The organism is Microbacterium sp. JZ101 (genome assembly GCF_053903175.1).
The window spans coordinates 2,754,955-2,773,103 of the sequence record NZ_CP096400.1 but is presented as its reverse complement, the minus strand read 5'-3'; the positions used below and the strand labels follow the sequence as shown (position 1 = coordinate 2,773,103).

The 18,149-nt window shown below is 69.4% G+C and carries 21 protein-coding genes and 1 tRNA gene; 17 read left to right on the top strand and 5 right to left on the bottom strand.

Translation table 11 applies throughout. The features are described 5' to 3' along the window. Positions 1-127 precede the first annotated feature (127 nt). From M1D56_RS12915 to M1D56_RS12870, 10 genes are all read left to right on the top strand, one after another. Positions 128-200 (top strand) — tRNA-Trp (locus M1D56_RS12915). A 35-nt stretch (positions 201-235) separates the two neighbouring features. Beyond that, entirely contained in the window at positions 236-499 is a 264-nt protein-coding gene (secE, locus tag M1D56_RS12910; protein ID WP_271173643.1) for a preprotein translocase subunit SecE, read from the top strand. A gap of 98 nt (positions 500-597) precedes the next feature. Continuing rightward, the gene (nusG, locus tag M1D56_RS12905) at positions 598-1,608 is read left to right on the top strand and encodes a transcription termination/antitermination protein NusG (protein ID WP_271173642.1); all 1,011 of its coding nucleotides are present in this window, start codon (positions 598-600) and stop codon (positions 1,606-1,608) included. Positions 1,609-1,812: 204 nt separating this feature from the next. Continuing rightward, entirely contained in the window at positions 1,813-2,244 is a 432-nt protein-coding gene (gene rplK, locus M1D56_RS12900) for a 50S ribosomal protein L11 (protein WP_271173641.1), read from the top strand. A gap of 14 nt (positions 2,245-2,258) precedes the next feature. Beyond that, entirely contained in the window at positions 2,259-2,951 is a 693-nt protein-coding gene (gene rplA / locus M1D56_RS12895; protein ID WP_271173640.1) for a 50S ribosomal protein L1, read from the top strand. A gap of 174 nt (positions 2,952-3,125) precedes the next feature. Continuing rightward, on the top strand, positions 3,126-3,728 hold the full coding sequence (locus M1D56_RS12890) for a SipW-dependent-type signal peptide-containing protein (RefSeq protein WP_456283768.1): 603 nt from the start codon (positions 3,126-3,128) through the stop codon (positions 3,726-3,728). A gap of 4 nt (positions 3,729-3,732) precedes the next feature. Continuing rightward, on the top strand, positions 3,733-4,359 hold the full coding sequence (locus M1D56_RS12885; protein WP_271173638.1) for a SipW-dependent-type signal peptide-containing protein: 627 nt from the start codon (positions 3,733-3,735) through the stop codon (positions 4,357-4,359). A gap of 10 nt (positions 4,360-4,369) precedes the next feature. Beyond that, the gene (locus M1D56_RS12880; protein ID WP_456283767.1) at positions 4,370-4,972 is read left to right on the top strand and encodes a signal peptidase I; all 603 of its coding nucleotides are present in this window, start codon (positions 4,370-4,372) and stop codon (positions 4,970-4,972) included. Beyond that, entirely contained in the window at positions 4,969-5,598 is a 630-nt protein-coding gene (locus M1D56_RS12875) for a hypothetical protein (RefSeq protein ID WP_456283766.1), read from the top strand. The genes M1D56_RS12880 and M1D56_RS12875 overlap by 4 nt, the downstream gene beginning before the upstream one ends. Then, positions 5,595-6,152 carry a hypothetical protein gene (locus M1D56_RS12870; RefSeq protein ID WP_324014095.1) on the top strand — a complete coding sequence of 186 codons (558 nt, stop codon included), beginning with the start codon at positions 5,595-5,597 and terminating at the stop codon, positions 6,150-6,152. The genes M1D56_RS12875 and M1D56_RS12870 overlap by 4 nt, the downstream gene beginning before the upstream one ends. A gap of 11 nt (positions 6,153-6,163) precedes the next feature. On the opposite strand, the gene M1D56_RS12865 is transcribed toward M1D56_RS12870, so the two are convergent. From M1D56_RS12865 to M1D56_RS12855, 3 genes are all read right to left on the bottom strand, one after another. Further along, a complete protein-coding gene (locus M1D56_RS12865) occupies positions 6,164-6,697 on the bottom strand; it encodes a MarR family winged helix-turn-helix transcriptional regulator (protein WP_271173634.1) in 534 nt (177 codons plus the stop codon). 22 nt (positions 6,698-6,719) lie between these two features. Further along, the gene (locus tag M1D56_RS12860) at positions 6,720-8,354 is read right to left on the bottom strand and encodes a DHA2 family efflux MFS transporter permease subunit (protein ID WP_456283765.1); all 1,635 of its coding nucleotides are present in this window, start codon (positions 8,352-8,354) and stop codon (positions 6,720-6,722) included. Positions 8,355-8,794: 440 nt separating this feature from the next. Continuing rightward, complete coding sequence (locus M1D56_RS12855; protein WP_456283764.1) at positions 8,795-9,481, bottom strand: YqaJ viral recombinase family protein; 687 nt, start codon at positions 9,479-9,481, stop codon at positions 8,795-8,797. Positions 9,482-9,815: 334 nt separating this feature from the next. Here M1D56_RS12855 and rplJ point away from each other — a divergent pair, with 334 nt between their 5' ends. The 5 genes from rplJ to M1D56_RS12830 all read left to right on the top strand — a co-directional run bounded on the left by rplJ (position 9,816) and on the right by M1D56_RS12830 (position 14,357). Then, positions 9,816-10,331: a 50S ribosomal protein L10 gene (gene rplJ, locus M1D56_RS12850; RefSeq protein ID WP_271173631.1), complete on the top strand. Its 516-nt coding sequence runs from the start codon at positions 9,816-9,818 to the stop codon at positions 10,329-10,331. A gap of 51 nt (positions 10,332-10,382) precedes the next feature. Next, a complete protein-coding gene (rplL, locus tag M1D56_RS12845) occupies positions 10,383-10,772 on the top strand; it encodes a 50S ribosomal protein L7/L12 (protein WP_271173630.1) in 390 nt (129 codons plus the stop codon). 172 nt (positions 10,773-10,944) lie between these two features. Continuing rightward, positions 10,945-12,279, top strand: a complete 1,335-nt coding sequence (locus tag M1D56_RS12840; RefSeq protein WP_456283763.1) for an ABC transporter substrate-binding protein — start codon at positions 10,945-10,947, stop codon at positions 12,277-12,279. A 9-nt stretch (positions 12,280-12,288) separates the two neighbouring features. After that, entirely contained in the window at positions 12,289-13,422 is a 1,134-nt protein-coding gene (locus tag M1D56_RS12835) for a carbohydrate ABC transporter permease (protein WP_456283762.1), read from the top strand. Further along, complete coding sequence (locus M1D56_RS12830) at positions 13,422-14,357, top strand: carbohydrate ABC transporter permease (RefSeq protein ID WP_456283761.1); 936 nt, start codon at positions 13,422-13,424, stop codon at positions 14,355-14,357. Before M1D56_RS12835 ends, M1D56_RS12830 begins: the two co-directional genes overlap by 1 nt. 55 nt (positions 14,358-14,412) lie before the next feature. On the opposite strand, the gene M1D56_RS12825 is transcribed toward M1D56_RS12830, so the two are convergent. Continuing rightward, complete coding sequence (locus M1D56_RS12825; RefSeq protein WP_456283760.1) at positions 14,413-15,087, bottom strand: DUF305 domain-containing protein; 675 nt, start codon at positions 15,085-15,087, stop codon at positions 14,413-14,415. A gap of 2 nt (positions 15,088-15,089) precedes the next feature. Continuing rightward, positions 15,090-15,803 (bottom strand): DUF3105 domain-containing protein, encoded by a 714-nt coding sequence (locus tag M1D56_RS12820; protein ID WP_282979456.1) that lies wholly within the window; start codon positions 15,801-15,803, stop codon positions 15,090-15,092. A gap of 333 nt (positions 15,804-16,136) precedes the next feature. Between M1D56_RS12820 and M1D56_RS12815 the strand changes: the two genes are divergently transcribed. Together M1D56_RS12815 and M1D56_RS12810 are read left to right on the top strand one after the other, a co-directional pair. Continuing rightward, positions 16,137-17,372, top strand: coding sequence for a multidrug effflux MFS transporter (locus tag M1D56_RS12815; RefSeq protein WP_324014836.1), 1,236 nt, complete (start codon positions 16,137-16,139; stop codon positions 17,370-17,372). A 46-nt stretch (positions 17,373-17,418) separates the two neighbouring features. After that, positions 17,419-18,075 carry a phosphatase PAP2 family protein gene (locus M1D56_RS12810; protein WP_271173624.1) on the top strand — a complete coding sequence of 219 codons (657 nt, stop codon included), beginning with the start codon at positions 17,419-17,421 and terminating at the stop codon, positions 18,073-18,075. Positions 18,076-18,149 lie beyond the last annotated feature (74 nt).

The window sequence follows — 18,149 nt, the reverse complement described above, 5'->3', positions numbered from 1 at the left end:
CGCCTCGGTTCGCGGTGCCCATCGGCATGCCGTATGCTGGATGAAGCAGTGCTCCTCTGCATTCTTCCGCTGTGCCTCGTGCACGACGGCAGTCGGGGAGGGGCATTCCTGAGATCGCACGATCTCTAGGGCGGTAGCTCAATTGGCAGAGCAGCGGTCTCCAAAACCGCAGGTTGCAGGTTCGATTCCTGTCCGCCCTGCGCGTCAGCGACAGCTGACTCACGAAAGGTAACCCATGGCCCACGACGCTTCGGGCGGCGAGATCGTCGCGGCGGCTGGCACGACCGGCGGCAAGAAGGCAGGCTTCTTCGCGCGCATCGTGATCTTCATCCGCCAGGTGATCGCCGAGCTCCGCAAGGTCGTCACTCCCACGCGCAAGGAGCTCCTGAAGTTCACCGCCGTGGTGCTGGGGTTCGTGGTGATCATGATGGCCCTCGTGTACGGCCTGGACTACCTGTTCTCGTGGGTCACGACGGTGGTCTTCGGCGTCCCGAGCTGATCCAGCCGGTCGGATGACGCGCATGCCCTCTCCGCGCCACAATGGAGAGAGCAAGTCTGCGTGACGCCTCTCGGCGTCCGGAACGGAAGAGAAACCACGTGTCTGAGAAGTATGCCGACGACGTCGACCTGGCGACGGCTGCTGAGCAGTCGAGCGAAGAGGACGAGGCCCAGGAGGGCAACGTCCTCGCCGAGGAGGAGCGCTCGAGCTCGTCCGCTGAGCACAACGCCATGCACGTCGAGGGCGACTTCGACGAGGACTCTGACGAGGACATCGACATCGACGACCCGGAGGCCGACGCGATCGTGAACGACGCACTGAACATCGACGAGGCTGCTGAGGTCGAGGCTGCTGCCGAGGTCCTCACGGACTCCGCGGCCGAGGAGGCCGACGAGGCCGCGGCGGCTGCCGCCGAGGAGGTCGCACCGTACGACGGCCCCGAGGTCGGCGACGACGCCGACGACGAGGAGTCGGACGCCGAGGACGACCCCTACGAGGCGTTCCGCCGCGAGCTGCGCTCGCTCGAGGGCAAGTGGTACGTCATCCACTCGTACGCGGGCTTCGAGCGCAAGGTGAAGGCCAACATCGAGCAGCGCAAGTCGACGCTCGAGGTCGAGGACGACATCTACCAGGTCGAGGTCCCGATGGAGGACGTCGTCGAGATCAAGAACGGCCAGCGCAAGATGGTCACGCGCGTGCGCATCCCGGGCTACGTGCTCGTGCGCATGGAGCTCAACGAGGACACCTGGTCGGTCGTGCGCCACACGCCGGGCGTCACGGGCTTCGTGGGCAACGCCCACAACCCGACGCCCCTCCGCTTCGAAGAGGCCTTCAACATGCTGAAGCCGCTCGCGGAGCTCAAGGAGGCGCAGGCGCAGGCCGCCAAGGGCGCGTCGAAGAAGGGCCAGGCGGCCCCCGCTCGCGTCATCCCGGCCGAGGTCGACTTCGAGATCGGCGAGACGATCACGATCAAGGAGGGCTCGTTCGCCGGCCTTCCCGGTTCCATCAGCGAGATCAAGCCCGAGAGCGGCAAGCTCACGGTGCTCGTGTCGCTCTTCGAGCGCGAGACGCCCGTCGAGCTCTCGTTCGACCAGGTCACCAAGATCTGACCCGCTTCGCGCGTCGCGAACGCCCCGTCGGCTCCCGCCGGCGGGGCGTTCGCCGTTCAGCGGGCGATGCGGCCGGCTCTGCGATCCGGTAGACTTATGTGGTTTGCGTGCGCTTTCGCGCGGGCCGACACACCGCCATCCGGATCCGCCGGATGCGCGGGAGAGCGGATGCATCCGGCATCCACTCGATGAGAGGAAGAGGAAATGGCACCGAAGAAGAAGGTGACCGGCCTGATCAAGCTTCAGATCAACGCCGGTGCAGCCAACCCGGCGCCGCCGATCGGACCCGCCCTGGGTCAGCACGGCGTCAACATCATGGAGTTCTGCAAGGCGTACAACGCGGCGACCGAGTCGCAGCGCGGCAACGTCATCCCCGTGGAGATCACCGTCTACGAGGACCGCAGCTTCACGTTCGTCCTGAAGACTCCGCCGGCAGCCGAGCTCATCAAGAAGGCGGCTGGCGTCGCCAAGGGCTCGTCCACGCCGCACACGGTCAAGGTCGCGAAGCTCACCAAGGAGCAGGTCGCCGAGATCGCCAAGACGAAGCAGCCCGACCTCAACGCGAACGACCTCGAGGCCGCCTCGAAGATCATCGCCGGCACCGCCCGCTCCATGGGCATCACGGTCGAGGACTGAGGGGGATAACGAACATGGCTACCAAGTCCAAGGCTTACCAGTCCGCCGCCGAGAAGATCGAGGCCGGCAAGTTCTACACGCCCGCTGAGGCCGTCGCGCTCGCGAAGGAGACGGGCTCGAAGAAGTTCGACTCGACCGTCGAGGTCGCGCTCAAGCTCTCGGTCGACCCGCGCAAGGCGGACCAGATGGTCCGCGGCACGGTCATCCTGCCGCACGGCACGGGCAAGACCGCCCGCGTCATCGTCTTCGCCAACGGCCCGGCCGCCGAGGCCGCCATCGCCGCCGGTGCGGACGAGGTCGGCGGCGCCGAGCTCATCGAGAAGGTCGCCGCCGGCTGGACCGACTTCGACGCGGCCGTCGCCGTGCCGGAGCTCATGGGCCAGGTCGGTCGACTCGGCAAGGTGCTCGGCCCCCGTGGCCTCATGCCCAACCCGAAGACCGGCACCGTCACCCCCAACACGGCCAAGGCCGTCGAGGAGATCAAGGGCGGCAAGATCGAGTTCCGTGTCGACAAGCACGCCAACGTGCACTTCGTCGTCGGCAAGGCCTCGTTCTCGGCCGAGCAGCTGAACGAGAACATCGGCGCAGCGCTCGAGGAGATCGTCCGCCTCAAGCCGTCGAGCTCGAAGGGCCGCTACATCCAGAAGGGTGCGGTGTCGACCACGTTCGGCCCCGGCATCCCGCTGGACGTCAACGCGATCGCGTAACACGCCCATCCTGCGAAGGCCCCGTCTCCGGACGGGGCCTTCGTCGTCTCCCGCCCCGGACGCACGTGGGTGTCCGGCCCCCAGCCTGAGGGCTATGCGCGCGGCGTTCCTTGTGCGCCGCTGGAACGGCGTGAATACCGATATCCGCACGCGCAGCACCACGAGGGGGCACACATGAGCACGACCGACACCCGTCGCCGCAAGGTCTTCGCCGTCCTCGCCGGAGGACTCGTCCTCGGCGTCGGCGCCGCCGTCACGCTGGCCGCCTGGAACGACTCGGAGTTCGCGACGGGGACCTTCGGGGCCGGCGCGTTCAACCTGGAGGGCTCGACGACGAGCGCGACGGATGGCTACGCGGACCACGAGACGGCACCCGGAGCGGCCCTCGCCTTCACGCTGCCGCTCGCCGAGAACCTGTCGCCGACCGACGTCGTCTACGCGCCGTTCTGGGTGCGGCTCGATGACACGACGACCTCCGACGCGACCCTCGTCGCCGACACCGTCGCGGCCACGGGCGTGAATGCGGCGAACCTGTCGTACGAGGTGTACGCGATCGCCGCCGACGCGACCTGCAGCGCGGCGACCGCGACGGGCACGCTCGTCGCATCGGGCGCGACGCTCGACGCGCTGACCGCAGGTGCCGACGTGGCCCTCACCGCGGGAGACGCCGCGCCCGGTGCACCCGTGCAGCGCTGCTTCGAGGTGACGGCCGGGGCGGGGCTCGAGGAGGGGGGCGACGCGACGGCGACCTGGTCGTTCACGGCGACGTCGGAGTAGTCCCGTGGCGCGCAAGGCCACGCGCGACGCGCGGCGGCGGGCGCTGCGGTGGCGCCGCCTGCGGGCGGTGCTGGCAGGCGGCGTCGTGCTCGGCATCGGTGCCGCCGCGACGCTGGCGGCATGGAACGACACCGAGCACACGACGGCGACGCTCACGGCGGGCACGTTCGGGATCGTGGGTGCGACGAACGGCACGACCTTCACCGAGCACGCGAGTGCGGGCGCGGCCGCCGTCCTGAACTTCCAGGTCGCCCCCACGGCGATGGCTCCGGGCACGACGACCTACGCGCTGTTCAGCGTGCGCACGGTGAATCCCTCGATCGCCGGGAGCGTCCTCCTCACCGCGACCGACGCCAACGCCACGACAGGGCTCGGCCAGTACCTCACGTACGGCGTCCGCACGGTTCCCGCGGCGCAGTGCGACGCGACGACGTTCGGAGCATCGACCGCGACCGTGATCCCGCCGGGCTCGCCCCTCGGTGCCGACGCCGCGTCGTCGCAGAGCCTGTCTGCCAACGGAGCGAGCACCGTCAACTACTGCTTCGCGGTCACGCTCCCGTCGACCGCGCCCAACGCGGCGCAGGGAGCCTCCGTGACGCCGACGTGGCAGTTCACGGCGACGTCCTCGTGAGCGTCCTCGCATGAGCGCTCCTCCGCAGACGCGCCGCGACGCCCGCGCCCGCCAGCGCGCGGGCATCCGTCGGCGGACGCCCGCGCGCTTCGTCGGCGACGTGCTCCTGACCCTCGCGGCGATCGCTGGCACGGTCTGCATCGTGCTCGTGGTGCTCGCATACCTCTTCGACATCACGCTCATCATGTTCCGCACGGGATCGATGGCTCCGACCATCCCCTCCGGCTCCGTCGCCCTGGTGCAGCGTGTGCCGGCCGCGTCGCTCGACGTGGGCGACGTCGTGACCGTGGACCGCGAGGGCCAGCTGCCCGTGACGCACCGCATCACCTCGATCAACCCGGGGGCGAGCGCCGACGAGCGCGTCATCACGATGCGCGGCGACGCGAACGAGCAGGACGACGTCGCGCCGTACGCGATCACCACGGCGCGGATCGTGCTCTTCTCCGTGCCCGGGATCGCGCCGGTCATCGCGTCCTTCGGCGATCCGCGTGTGCTCGGCGGGCTCTCGATCGGGGCGGCCCTGCTCGTCGGCTGGGCCTTCTGGCCGCGTCGGGCGGATGGCGCCGAGCGCGCGAGGGAAGAGCCAGCGCCTGACGGCCGGGGGACCGGATGACCCCGCGTCGAGCTCTCTGCCTCGCGGCGGTCGTCGCGGCGGTCGCGCTGCCGACGGCCGCCGTCGCTGCTCCGACGACGCGGGTGATCGAGGGCGAGCACATCCGGATCGAGTCGACGGCGGACTGGGAGCGGATGGCGCGGCTCGAGCCGGGGGAGAGTGTCGCGTGGACGCTCGCGATCTCCGTGGACGCGCCCGACCCCGGGACGCTCGACATCGGCGTCCGCGGCACGGGCGGGCTCGACCTCGTCGCTGACATCGCCACGTGCGGCGTCGCATGGCAGGGGGCGGAGTGCCCCGAGGGAGCGGAGGTCCTGCGCGCCGACTGGGCGCTGCCGCTCGACGGCGCCACCGACTGGCTGCGGAGCTCGGGCACCGAGGAGCCCGTCTTCGTGCGGCTGGACGTGAGCCTGGCGCCATCGGCCGTCGAGTCGGCCGAAGCGGAGGTCTCGGTCCACGTGCGCGCGGCGGGCGACGAGGTCTTCGTCGATCAGGACGACGAGCGCGACCTGTCGCCGACGGGCGGCTCGGCCGCGCCGCTGTTGCTGGCTGCGGGAGCCGTGCTCGTGGGCGGAGGCGTCGCCGCGCTCGCCCGCGGCCGCCGCGCACGGAGGTCGCCGCGATGACCCGGCTCCGCAGGCGGATCGCCGCGCTCGCCCTCGCCGCCGCGCTCGGCGGCGCCGCGCTCACGCCTGCCGCGACCGCGACGGATGCAGCATTCACGGACACCGAGCACGCGAACGCGACGCTGACGGCGTTGCGCCTGCAGCCGCCGACGATCACGGGGGTGACGTGCTCGCGTCCTGCACTGCTCAACCCCGGGGCGGTCTACCTCACGATCACGTGGCGCTGGCCCGACGCCGGAGCGCCGTACTCGGGATACTCTGCAGCGAACGCGTCCTGGACGACGACCGCGATCACACCGGTGGCGGGCTCGCCCACCCCCGCGGCGCCGACGACCACCGTGGCGAACGGCGTCTACACGACGACGTTCACGGGCACCCTTCTCGGGAACCTTCTGGGCGGGCTCAGCAACCTCCTGCTCGGGTCATCCTTCTCGGCGGACGTCGTCACGACCGGTGTCGTCGGAACGGGGACGACCACCTGGACGTCGCCGACGCGCAGCGGCGTGACGATGACGATCCCGCCGCTGGCGGGGGCGAGCTGCTCCGTGAACTGAGGGCCCGACGCTCAGCGGGGGTCGGGCGTCGTCCCGTTGGTGAGTGCGTGGAGGAGGCCCGCGAGGTCGCGGACGCGCTCGACATCCCAGGCGAGCAGGGTGTCGTAGAGCAGGCTCTCGTGGTGGGAGCGGGCCTCCTCGAGGCGCGCGATGCCGAGCGGGGTCGCCTCGAGGAGGTGCGCCCGTCGATCGCTCGGATCCGGTGTGCGGGCGATGAGGCCGAGATCCTGCAGGTCCTTCACGGTGCGGCTCAGCTGGCCCTTGTCGAGCATCATCCGCTCGACGAGCGTCGACGCCTTGAGCGGGCCGTGGCGGACGATCGCCGTGAACACCTTGTAGGCGCCGGGGTTGAGCCCGGGGGAGACGCGGTCTGCGTTCTCGTGGATGATGCGCCGCACGTGCGTCATCAGCTCGCTGAACTCGGCCTCGACCGACTTGATGGCCTCCGCCTGCTCGGGGGAGACGCCCTCGGCGGGCGTCGTCCCCGCAAGCGGGAGCCCGGGTCCGCGCGGGGGCGCGGCGTCCTGGGCGGTGTCGGCGGTCACGGGATCATTCTCTCGGATCGTCTCAGCGGCTGCGCGCAGATGACGCGTCGCCGTCATCTGCGACGTGCACGGGGATGGAGCCCGTCTCGGCGGTCGCGACCGCGAGATCGCCCTCGAGACGCTGCGCGCGCATCCGCTCGATGTTGTTCTGCCGGGTGAGGGGCTTGTTCGGGAGGAAGGCGATCGCCACGAGGCTCAGGACGGCCAGGGGCACGCCGATGAGGAATGCGTGCGAGATCGCCTGAGCCGAGGCGTCCTCGATGATCACGGCGATGGCCTCGGGCATGTCCCGCGTGACCGGGAGCGCGCCCGACTGGAGCTGGGCGAGGATGGCCTGGCCCTGCTCGCCCAGGCTCATCACGGCGGCGCCGATCTCCTGTGCGCGATCCGTCAGCTGCTGGGTCATGCTCGCCGCCAGCACCGAGCCCATGACGGCGACGCCGGCGGTGCCGCCGACCGTGCGGAAGAAGTTGACGCCCGAGCTGGCGACGCCGATCTCCTGCGGCTTCGACGTGTTCTGCACGACGAGGACCAGGTTCTGCATGGTCATGCCGGTGCCCGCTCCGAGCAGGAACATGTACGTGCCGACGAGCCACAGCGACGTGTCGTACGCGAGCGTCGACAGCAGGCCCGTTCCGGCGATCATGAGCACGGCGCCCACGACGAGGTAGCTCTTCCAGCGGCCGAAGCGCGTGACGAGCTGCCCCACGACGGCCGACGCCACGAGCATGCCCGCGGCCATCGGGATCGTCAGCAGACCCGCCTCGGTCGGGCCGTAGCCGCGGGAGATCTGCATGTACTGCCCGAGGTAGACGGATGTGCCGAACATCGCCACGCCGATCGAGATCGACGCGAGCACCGCGAGCGTGAACGTGCGGTTGCGGAAGAGCGTGAGGGGGATGAGCGGCTCGGCGACGCGGAGCTCGACGAGCACGAACGCGACGGCCGCGATCAGCGCGATGCCGACCATCCATGCGGTCTCCCAGCTGATCCATCCGTAGTCCGACACGTTCGTGATCCAGACGAGGAGCACACCGGCCGAGACGCTGAGGAGGACGATGCCGAGGTAGTCGATGCGCACCTTCGCCGCGCGGATCTGCTCGATCCGCAGCGTCCGCAGGAGCACGGCGAACGCGATGACGCCCAGCGGGACGCCGACATAGAAGTTCCAGCGCCATCCGATCGTGTCGGTCATGACGCCGCCGAGCAGCGGGCCGCCGACCGTCGCGACAGCCATCACGCCGGCGAACAGGCCCATGTACTTGCCGCGCTCGCGCGGGCTGATGATGTCGGCCATGAGCACCTGGCTGAGTGCGGCCAGACCGCCGCCGCCGAGGCCCTGGAGGGCGCGGAAGGCGATGAGCATCTCGGCGCTCGTCGACATGCCGGCACCCGCGCTCGCGAGCACGAAGACCGCCAGGGCGATGAGCATGAGGGTCTTGCGGTTGACGAGGTCGGCGAGCTTGCCCCAGATCGGGGTCGAGATCGCCGTGGTGAGGAGGGTGATCGTCACGACCCAGGTGTAGGACTCCTGGGTGCCGCCGAGCGCCGGGACGATGATGGGCAGCGACGTGCCGACCACGGTCGTGGAGACCATGGAGCAGAACATGGCGAGGAGGAGACCCGAGAGGGCCTCGAGCACCTGGCGGCGGGACATCCGCGCCGCTGGCGCCTGTGCGGGGGTGGGTTGCGCGCTCATACGCACCTTTCGCGATCGTGTCCGGATTGGCATGACGGCGTCGGCATGCAGAAGTTGAGTAAAGTCAACGATATCCAGAACGTTGACAAACCGCAACTAATTCCCGGATGTCGGTGCGCGTGATGTTGGCGTGGGCGTGCGGTGCGTGTCTCGTTTGGTGCCGGTATGGGGTGCCGATAACGGCGGCGGGTGAGACATGCCTGGCCCCTGGGCGGTGCGTGTCTCGCTTGGTGTGGGTATGGGGTGCCGATAGCGGCTGCGGATGAGACATGCTGCGTCGGCGTGAGGTGCGTGTCTCGCTTGCTGACGGTATGAGGCGTCTATAACGGCGCCGGGTGAGACATGGCGCGGCGGGGCGGATGAGACATGCCCGCCACCCGGGCGTGCGACGCGGCGCGTCAGTCGGCGAGGGCCAGTGCCCGATACGCGGAGCGCTGGAGTGCGCGCTCGCGCGGAGTGAGCGGCGCGGTCGCGGCGGCCTCGGGCCGGCGCGGCGGCTCGTTGCCCGTCGTGCGTCGGTACAGCTCGTCGATGAGGGCGGTTGCGAGCTTCACGAGCTGCGAGATCTCCGCGTCGTCGCGGTCGATCCACACGCACTTCGGCTCGTCGTGCAGCGGCTGGAAGTCGCGGTGCTCCTCCCAGGCGAAGAGCGTCCGCTCGGCGCCGAGCACGTGCTGCTGCCACCACACCTGGCGGAGGTACGAGCGCGGGATGGTGCGCCACGTCTTATTCGTCGTCTTGATCTCGGCGAGCAGGATGCGGCCGCTCTGGTCGACGGCGATCCCGTCGGGGGTTGCGAGATGGCGCTTCTCGATCGTCGCGTGGAAGAGGGCGCTGGATGGCTGGATGCCGTGGGTCGCGGCGACCCACGAGGCGATCTCGGGCTCGCGGCGCCGGCCGTGATCGGTGTACGCGTTGCCGCCGAACGACGAGCCGCGCAGCTTCTGCTCGGCGGCGCGGGGGATGACCCGCTCGCTCGTGATCGTCGCGATGTCGGTCGCGGTGATGCCCTGCGACCGCGCCCGGAGCCAGGCCACCCGGTCGCGGGAGTCCGCGACGATCCGGGCGGCGAGTTCGGGGGTCACCTCTCGACCCTAACCCCGCCCCCTGACGGCGTCCCGACCGGACATGCGGGTTCGGCGGACTCGGTGCGGAAGGTCCGCTCCGTCGATTTGGCCCAGGCTCTGGAGTCGGGTACGCTGGTCCGAGCCGAAGACCGCCGGTCATCGCCGTGTGCGCAAGCACGTGACGATCGAAGCTCTGCACTGCAGGGGCCCGCGCAGGTGTCACGAACGAATCCCGTGAGAACGGGAACCGAGCTCCGTGCGCTTGCGCCGGAGCTCTTTCTCATGTTCGGGGCGGGTGGCGCGGCCGGTGCCCCACCTCCGTGGAGCACCTCAGGACAATCAAGGAGTGGCCATGGCGCAGAAGGAAGCATCGGTCGCCGAGCTCACGAAGCAGTTCGAGAGCTCGACCGCCGTTCTGCTCACCGAGTACCGCGGTCTGACGGTTGCCGAGCTCAAGGAGCTCCGCAACGCGATCCGTCAGGACGCGGAGTACGCCGTGGTGAAGAACACGCTGACCAAGATCGCCGCGAACAACGCGGGGATCACGGCGCTGGACGACGACCTCAAGGGTCCGTCGGCCGTCGCCTTCGTGCACGGCGACCCCGTCGCCGTCGCCAAGGGTCTGCGCGCCTTCGCCAAGGCACACCCTCTTCTCGTGGTGAAGGGCGGCTACTTCGATGGCACCGCCCTCAGCCCTGAGGAGGTCAGCAAGCTCGCTGACCTCGAGAGCCGCGAAGTCCTGCTCGCCAAGGTCGCGGGCATGATGAAGGCCTCGATGTCGAAGGCTGCCGCCCTCTTCCAGGCGCCGCTGTCGAAGACCGTTCGCACGGTCGAGGCGCTGCGCGAGAAGCAGGAGACCGCAGCCTGATCAGGCTGCGCGGAAGCAACCCCGAAACCCCGAAAAAGTAGGAGAAACATCATGGCGAAGCTCAGCACCGAAGAGCTGCTCGACGCGTTCAAGGAGCTCACGCTCATCGAGCTCAGCGAGTTTGTGAAGGCCTTCGAGGAGACCTTCGACGTCACCGCTGCTGCCCCGGTCGCCGTTGCGGCCGCTGGCGCCCCGGCTGCGGGCGGCGACGCTCCGGCCGAGGAGGAGAAGGACTCGTTCGACGTCATCCTCGAGGCTGCCGGCGACAAGAAGATCCAGGTCATCAAGGTCGTCCGCGAGCTCACCTCGCTCGGCCTCGGCGAGGCGAAGGCTGTCGTCGACGGCGCTCCCAAGGCTGTCCTCGAGGGCGCCAACAAGGAGACGGCCGACAAGGCCAAGGAGGCCCTCGAGGGCGCCGGCGCGACCGTCACCCTCAAGTAAGTCTTCTTCTCGAAGCTTCTTCGCGAAGGCCCCGGGTTCGTCCCGGGGCTTTCGTGCGTCTGCGGACGTTACGGGTCCGTGACTGTCAAGTGATTGTGGAAGCGCTCCTATGGCTCCTAGCTTGGAGGGCACAGCCTTTCCACAGAGAAGATGCTCGAGATAGGAGCAGACGATGAAGACTGCAGGACGCAAGCGGATCCTCCTCGCGGCGAGCGGGCTGGGGATCGCCGGTCTCGCTCTCGCGGGATGCACGAGCGGCCCCGGAGCATCGGATGGCGGCGGAGACGGGGGCGGTGGCGACGGCGGAGACGCCCAGGTCACGGTCTACGGCACGATCGTCGACGCGGAGGCGGAGCTCCTCGAGCAGTCCTGGGCGGAATGGGAGGAGGAGAGCGGCATCGACATCGTGTACGAGGGCTCGCAGGAGTTCGAGGCGCAGATCGCCGTTCGCGCGCAGGGCGGCAACCCGCCCGACCTCGCGATCTTCCCGCAGCCCGGCCTGCTGTCCGACATGGTGAGCCGCGGCTACCTCATGGAGGCGCCCGAGGGAGTCGTCTCGAACCTCCGCGAGTACTGGGCCGAGGACTGGGAGACCTACGCCTCGCACGACGGCACGATCTACGGCGCGCCCCTCATGGCCAACGCGAAGGGCTGGATCTGGTACCAGCCCGGCGTGTTCGAGGAGCACGGCTGGGAGGTCCCGACCGACTGGCAGGGCCTGCTCGACCTCACGCAGCAGATCCGCGACGAGACGGGCGAGCCCCCGTGGTGCGCGGGCTTCGGGTCCGACGCCGCGACCGGATGGCCGGGCACCGACTGGATCGAGGACCTCGTCCTGCGCCAGGCCGGCCCCGACGTCTACGACCAGTGGGTCGCGAACGAGGTCCCCTTCACCGACCCGCAGATCAAGGAGGCCTTCGACGCGACGGCCGAGATCCTCCTCAACCCGGACTACGTCAACGCGGGCTTCGGCGACGTGGCCTCGATCGGCTCGACGCCCTTCGGCGACGTGGCGAACGCGCTCGTCTCGGGCGACTGCCTCCTGACGCACCAGGCGTCGTTCCTCGACGGCTTCATCGTCGAGGCCGGCGGCGAGGTCGGCGAGGATGGCGATGTCTGGGCGTTCATGCTGCCCCCGGTCGACGCGGGCGCCGGCCAGATGATCACGGGCGGCGGCGAGATCGTCGGCGCGTTCAGCGACGACGAGAACGTCGTCAAGGTGCAGGAGTACCTGTCGAGCCCCGAGTGGGCGAACTCCCGCGTCTCGCTCGGCGGCGTGATCAGCGCGAACAACGGGCTCGACCCCGAGAACGCGCAGAGCCCGATCCTCAAGGCGGCCATCGAGATCCTCCAGGACGAGGAGACGACGTTCCGCTTCGACGGATCCGACCTCATGCCCTCCGCAGTCGGCGCCGGCACGTTCTGGACGGGCATGCGCGACTGGGTGAACGGAGCCTCGACCGACGACGTCCTGGAGCAGATCGAATCGGGCTGGCCGGAAGAGTAACGGCCGGACATGAAAGCGTTTCTCGACTGGCTGAGCACGCTCTCGCCGTGGCTGGAGATCCCGATCATCATCGGGGTGTTCCTGCTCGCGGTCGGCATCCTGCTCTTCTTCATCGAGATCGCGCCGCGCGCGGGCCGGGTGTACACGTACATCCGGCTCGCCGCGTGCGTGCTCTTGCCCCTGGCCGTGATGTGGATGCTCCAGTCCTACTGGTGGGCGATCATCGCGGCCGGCGTCCTCGGCCTGCTGTTCTTCTGGCTCGACTACCGGTCGAAGCAGGGAGCCGGCTACCTGTTCCAGCTCGTCGGATTCCTCGCGCCCGCCCTCGTCCTGCTGCTCGTCGGCCTCGTCTTCCCCGTCATCCAGACGTTCGGGCAGTCGATGTTCAATGCGAGCGGCTCGCGGTTCATCGGACTCGACAACTTCATCTGGATCTTCACGCAGCCGCAGGGCATCCGCACGATCGTGAACACGATCGTCTGGGTGCTCATCGCCCCGATCGTGTCGACGGTCGTGGGCCTCGTGTACGCGTACTTCATCGACAAGACGCGCGGGGAGAAGGTCTACAAGATCCTCGTGTTCCTGCCGATGGCGATCTCGTTCGTCGGTGCGTCGATCATCTGGCGCTTCATGTACACGGCCCGGCCCGCAGACGCGGAGCAGATCGGCTTCGTCAACCAGATCATCGTCTGGTTCGGCGGCAGCCCTGTCCCGTTCCTCCAGGTGGAGCCCTGGAACACGCTGTTCCTCATCGTCGTGTTCGTGTGGATCTACACCGGATTCGCGATGGTCGTGCTGTCGGCGGCGATCAAGGGCGTGCCGACCGAGCAGCTCGAGGCGGCTGAGCTCGACGGAGCCAACGCGTACGAGCGCTTCATGAACGTCGTCGTGCCGGGCATCCGGCCCTCCCTGATCGTGGTCCTCACGACGATCGCGATCGCGTCCATGAAGATCTTCGACATCGTCCGCACGATGACCGCGGGCGCGAACAACACCTCGGTGCTCGCGAACGAGATGTACTCGCAGTTCCGCAGCTTCGAGGCCGGACGGTCCGCGGCGTACGCCGTGATCCTGTTCGTGCTCGTGCTCCCGCTGGTCATCTACAACGCGCGACAGCTCAAGGCACAGAGGGAGGTGCGCTGATGACCGCGACCGAGCTCGTGACGACGGCGGGCAAGCCGTCGAGGAAGCGCGCGCTGAGCGACACCAAGCGCCGCCTGACGAACCCGTGGGCCACGGTTGCCGCGCTCGTCATCGCGGTGCTCTGGACCATCCCGACGTTCGGCGTGTTCGTGTCGTCGTTCCGTCCGCGTGTGGAGATCCAGACGACCGGATGGTGGACGGTCTCCCAGAACTGGGGCTGGACGTTCGACAACTACGTCGAGGCGCTGAACACCTCGACGGGCGGCCTCACGATGCTGGGCTCGTTCGTGAACTCCTTCGCGATCACGCTCCCGGCGTCGATCATCCCGCTCATCATCGCGACGCTCGCGGCGTACGGGTTCGCCTGGATGGACTTCCGCGGCAAGAACCTGCTGTTCGTGCTCGTGTTCGCGCTGCAGATCGTCCCGATCCAGATGGCCTTCATCCCGCTCCTGCAGCTGTTCTCGCGCGGAGAGCTGTTCGGGGTCCCGGTCATCCAGGCGGTGGGGTCGTCGGGCTACGCGCAGGTGTGGATCGCGCACACGATCTTCGGCCTGCCGCTCGCGATCTTCCTGCTGCACAACTTCATCGCGCAGATCCCGGCGGATGTCATCGAGGCGGCCCGCGTGGACGGCGCGGGGCACGGGCAGATCTTCTTCCGGATCGTGCTCCCGCTCAGCATGCCGGCGATCGCGTCGTTCGCGATCTTCCAGTTCCTGTGGGTCTGGAACGACCTGCTCGTGGCCTTGATCTTCGCGGACGGCAACGTGGCTCCGATCACGAAGCTGCTCGCGCAGATGACCGGGTCGCGAGGTCAGGACTGGCACCTGCTCACCGCCGGCGCGTTCATCGCGATCATCGTGCCGCTGCTGGTGTTCCTCTTCCTGCAGCGATACTTCGTCCGCGGCCTGCTGGCGGGCTCGGCGAAGGGGTGACCCGCATGACGAAGGGCCCGCCGGCCGGCGGGCCCTTCGTCATGCGGTGCGACGCTCAGCCGGTGCAGCCGAGGCGCGTCTGGATCGACTGCATGGCCGCGATCTCGGCCGTCTGGCCCTGGCCCATGCTGCGCGCGGTCTGGATCACGCGCTCATCGCTGCCGAGCTCCACGACGGCGTCGGTCATCTCGATCGCGCCTGCGTGGTGACGGATCATGAGCTCGAGGAAGAGGCAGTCCCGAGCCGAGCCCTCGAGCGACGCGAGCCGGTCGATCTCCTCGGCCGTGGCCATCCCCATCGCCGCTTCGAGCTCCTCGGCGGATGCCGTCGCGCTCGTGCCGTGGTCGTGTCCGGTTCCCGACATCCACGACATGAGCGGGTCGCCCGCCTGGGGCAGGCCCCACGCCACGAGCCATCCGTACATCTCGCCGCGCTGCGCCGCCTGAGCCGTCGCGATGTCGTACGCGAGGGCGCGGAGCTCGTCGTCGTCGGTCGCGCGGTACTCGATCATCGCCATCTCGACGGCCTGGGCATGATGCACCTGCATGTCGCGCGCGAAGCCGGCATCCGCGGCGTTCGGCCCGCCGCTCGAGCCGGTCGCGTCGGAGAGGTCGTCGAACGTCGTGAAGCGGCCGATCGCGAACGCGAGGCCCGCCACGAGCACGACCGCGATCACCACGAGCGGCCAGGGGATGCCCGTGCGCGCGGTCGGGCCGTCGGACTCCGTCATGCTCAGCTGAGCTTGCCGGGGCCGTCGATGGCGCCGGTGCATGCGGCGCCCGGCTCCGGCACGTTCTGGTTGCGCCAGTACTCCTCGAAGAACTCCGCGATGCGCTCGTCGTCGACCGAGTCGACCTTGAGCTGCGCGTTCCAGGCGCTCACGGCGACCGGCGTACCGAGGTCGGGGTACGGCGAGAGGATCGCGTAGCTCGACGGCAGGTAGCCCTTGAGCGTCTCGAGCTCCTCGTCGCTCACGAGCTCGGGGTCGTACGTGACCCACACCGCGCCGTGCTCGAGGGAGTGCACCGCGTTCTCGTTCTGCTGCGGCTCGCTGTAGACGCCGCAGTTCAGCCAGTACACGTTGTGCGGGCCGCCCGCGGGAGGGGTCTGCTCGTATTCGACGGTGCCCTCGACGTGCGTGTTCGTGTTGGAGAAGGTCTCGACCCCCTCGATCTCCGCCCCGTCGCCACCGATGCCGTACTCGGCGACATTCGGACGCGGCGTGAAGACGAACGAGGCGACGATCGCACCGATCACGGCGACCGCCGCGACCGTGCCGACCGTCCACCAGACGAGCTTCCCGCGCTGGCGCTTCTTGAGCTGCCGCTGGTACTCGGCGAGCTTCTCCTGACGCCGGGCCTCGCGCTGCTGCTTGACCGTCTGCTCGATCTCGGCCTGGCGGGCGGGGTTGCCGCTGGACTTCTGGGGGCGCTTCTGCGTCGACACGCTCCGATCCTATGCGGCTGAATGCGCGCGCCGCTGGGAGAATCGGGCCGGGAACCTGGGCTTCCGCCTTGCGCTGCCCGTCCCCCTCGACCCTAGGATTGAGGGCGTCCCCTTCGCGCGGATCCTCCGTGCGTCGTCTGGGACTTCTTTCTTTCTCCGCACACCTCGTCCGCGAAAGCAGCGACGCTCACGATGACTCACGAAGACCGTTCCCCGCGCGACGAGCACGGGCACCACCCGCACACGGGCAGCATCCCCACCGCCACGGGCCTCATCCCGGTGCCCACGGGGACGATTCCGCTGCCCGACGCCGCGCGCGCGGCAGCGGGGGAGATGCCGCGCACGCATCGCGGTGACGCGCTCTCGAGCGGCCGGCGCCTCGCGTACGTCCTCCTGCTCGGCGCGCTGACGGCGCTCGGCCCGTTCACGATCGACCTCTATCTGCCCGCGTTCCCTCTGCTCGAGCGCGATTTCGAGACGACGAGCGCGGCCATCCAGCTCACGCTCACGGGCACGATGATCGGCTTCGCGCTCGGCCAGCTCGTCGTGGGTCCGCTGAGCGACAAGTTCGGCCGGCGGGTTCCGCTGCTCATCGTGACCGCGCTGCACGTGCTCTCGAGCCTCGCGGCGGCCTTCGCGCCCACGCTCGAGCTGCTCGGCGCCGCGCGAGTGCTGATGGGGATGGGCGCGGCCGCGGGCGGCGTGGTGGCGATGGCCATGGTGCGCGACCTGTTCGGCGGGCGCCGCCTCGTCATCATGCTGTCGCGGCTCGCGCTCGTGACGGGGGTCGCGCCCGTCGTGGCGCCGCTCATCGGCTCAGCGCTGCTCACGGTCATGCCCTGGCACGGGATCTTCCTCGTGCTCGCCGCGTACGGCACGATCATGCTCCTGTGCGCGATCTTCGCGCTGCCCGAGACCCGCCCCGCGTCCGACCGCATCTCGCACGAGACGGTGTCCGTGTGGCACCGCTATCGCGTCGTGCTCACCGACCGCGTGTACCTGGGCGTGCTCGTGATCGGAGCGATGACCTTCTCAGGCCTCTTCTCGTACCTGTCGGCGTCGTCCTTCCTGTTCCAGCAGTCGTACGGCTTCACCGAGGTGCAGTACGGCCTGCTGTTCGCCTCGAACTCGGTCGGCCTCGTGATCGGCAACCAGGTCGCGGCCCGTCTCGCGGCGCGGTTCGGGCCACAGTGGGTGCTCGCGTACGCGACCGCCGTTCTCGTGCTCGCCTCTGCCGGCATCATCGTCGGCGACCAGCTGGGGCTCGGGGTGTGGGGCGTCGTGATCCCGCTGTTCGTCTTCATGACGACGTGCGGCTTCACCTTCCCCTGCGCGCAGGTGCTCGCGCTCGACCGGCACCCCGAGGCAGCCGGCACGGCGGCCTCGGTGCTCGGCGCGACGAACAACGGGATCGCGGGCGTCATCTCGCCGCTCGTCGGCGTGATCTCGGCGGCCTCGGGCATCACGGGCACCACGATGGCGTCGGTGATGCTCGGCTGCTCGGCCATCGCCGTCCTCTCGCTCTGGCTCGTCGTCCGCCCGCGCTCGCTCGGCCTGCTCGCCGACTGACCGCACGCCTGCGCCCGAACGGCGCGGGCGTGGGCAGAATGGGGCGATGGGGATGTCGCGTCGGGCCATGCTGTGGTGGGGGATCGGGCTCATCGCGGCGGCCGCGCTGCTCGGCTGGGCCACGGTGCTGCACCGCGATCCCTTCCCGATCGACACGTGGTGGGCAGGCGTGCTGCCTGAGGCCGATGCGGGCGTCCGCCTGTGGTTCTCACTCCTCCTCGACCGGATCGGCGGAGGGTGGTGGGCCATCCTCGTCTTCCCGCTCGGGATCGGGGCCTTCCTCCTCGCGACGCGCCACCGATGGGGAGCCCTGTACTTCCTCGTCGCGACGGCCGCCAGCGCGGGGTTCGTGCAGCTGCTCAAGCAGCTCTACTCGCGGCAGCGCCCCGAGGACATCCTCGTCGTCGTCGACCACGGTTCATTCCCGTCGGGGCATGTGGCCAATGCCGCCACGGTCGTGTTCGCCCTGTGGGTGCTCTTCCCGCGATGGTGGATGGCCACGGTCGCGGTGATCTGGACGCTCTCGATGGCGTTCGCGCGCACGTATCTCTCGGCGCACTGGGCGAGCGACACCGCGGGCGGCGCGCTCGTCGGGGCCGGGGCGGCGCTGATCGTCGCCGCGCTGCTGAACGCGCGTCTCCTGCGAGATCGCGACCGCATCGCCGAGCGGCGGGAGCAGTCGGAGAGGCTCGCCCGGTCGTAGGGCGGGACACAGCGCAGGAGTCCGGTCGGAGGCGGAGCCTGCTGCCCGCGTGATCCTGGGGGTGAGCGCGCGCC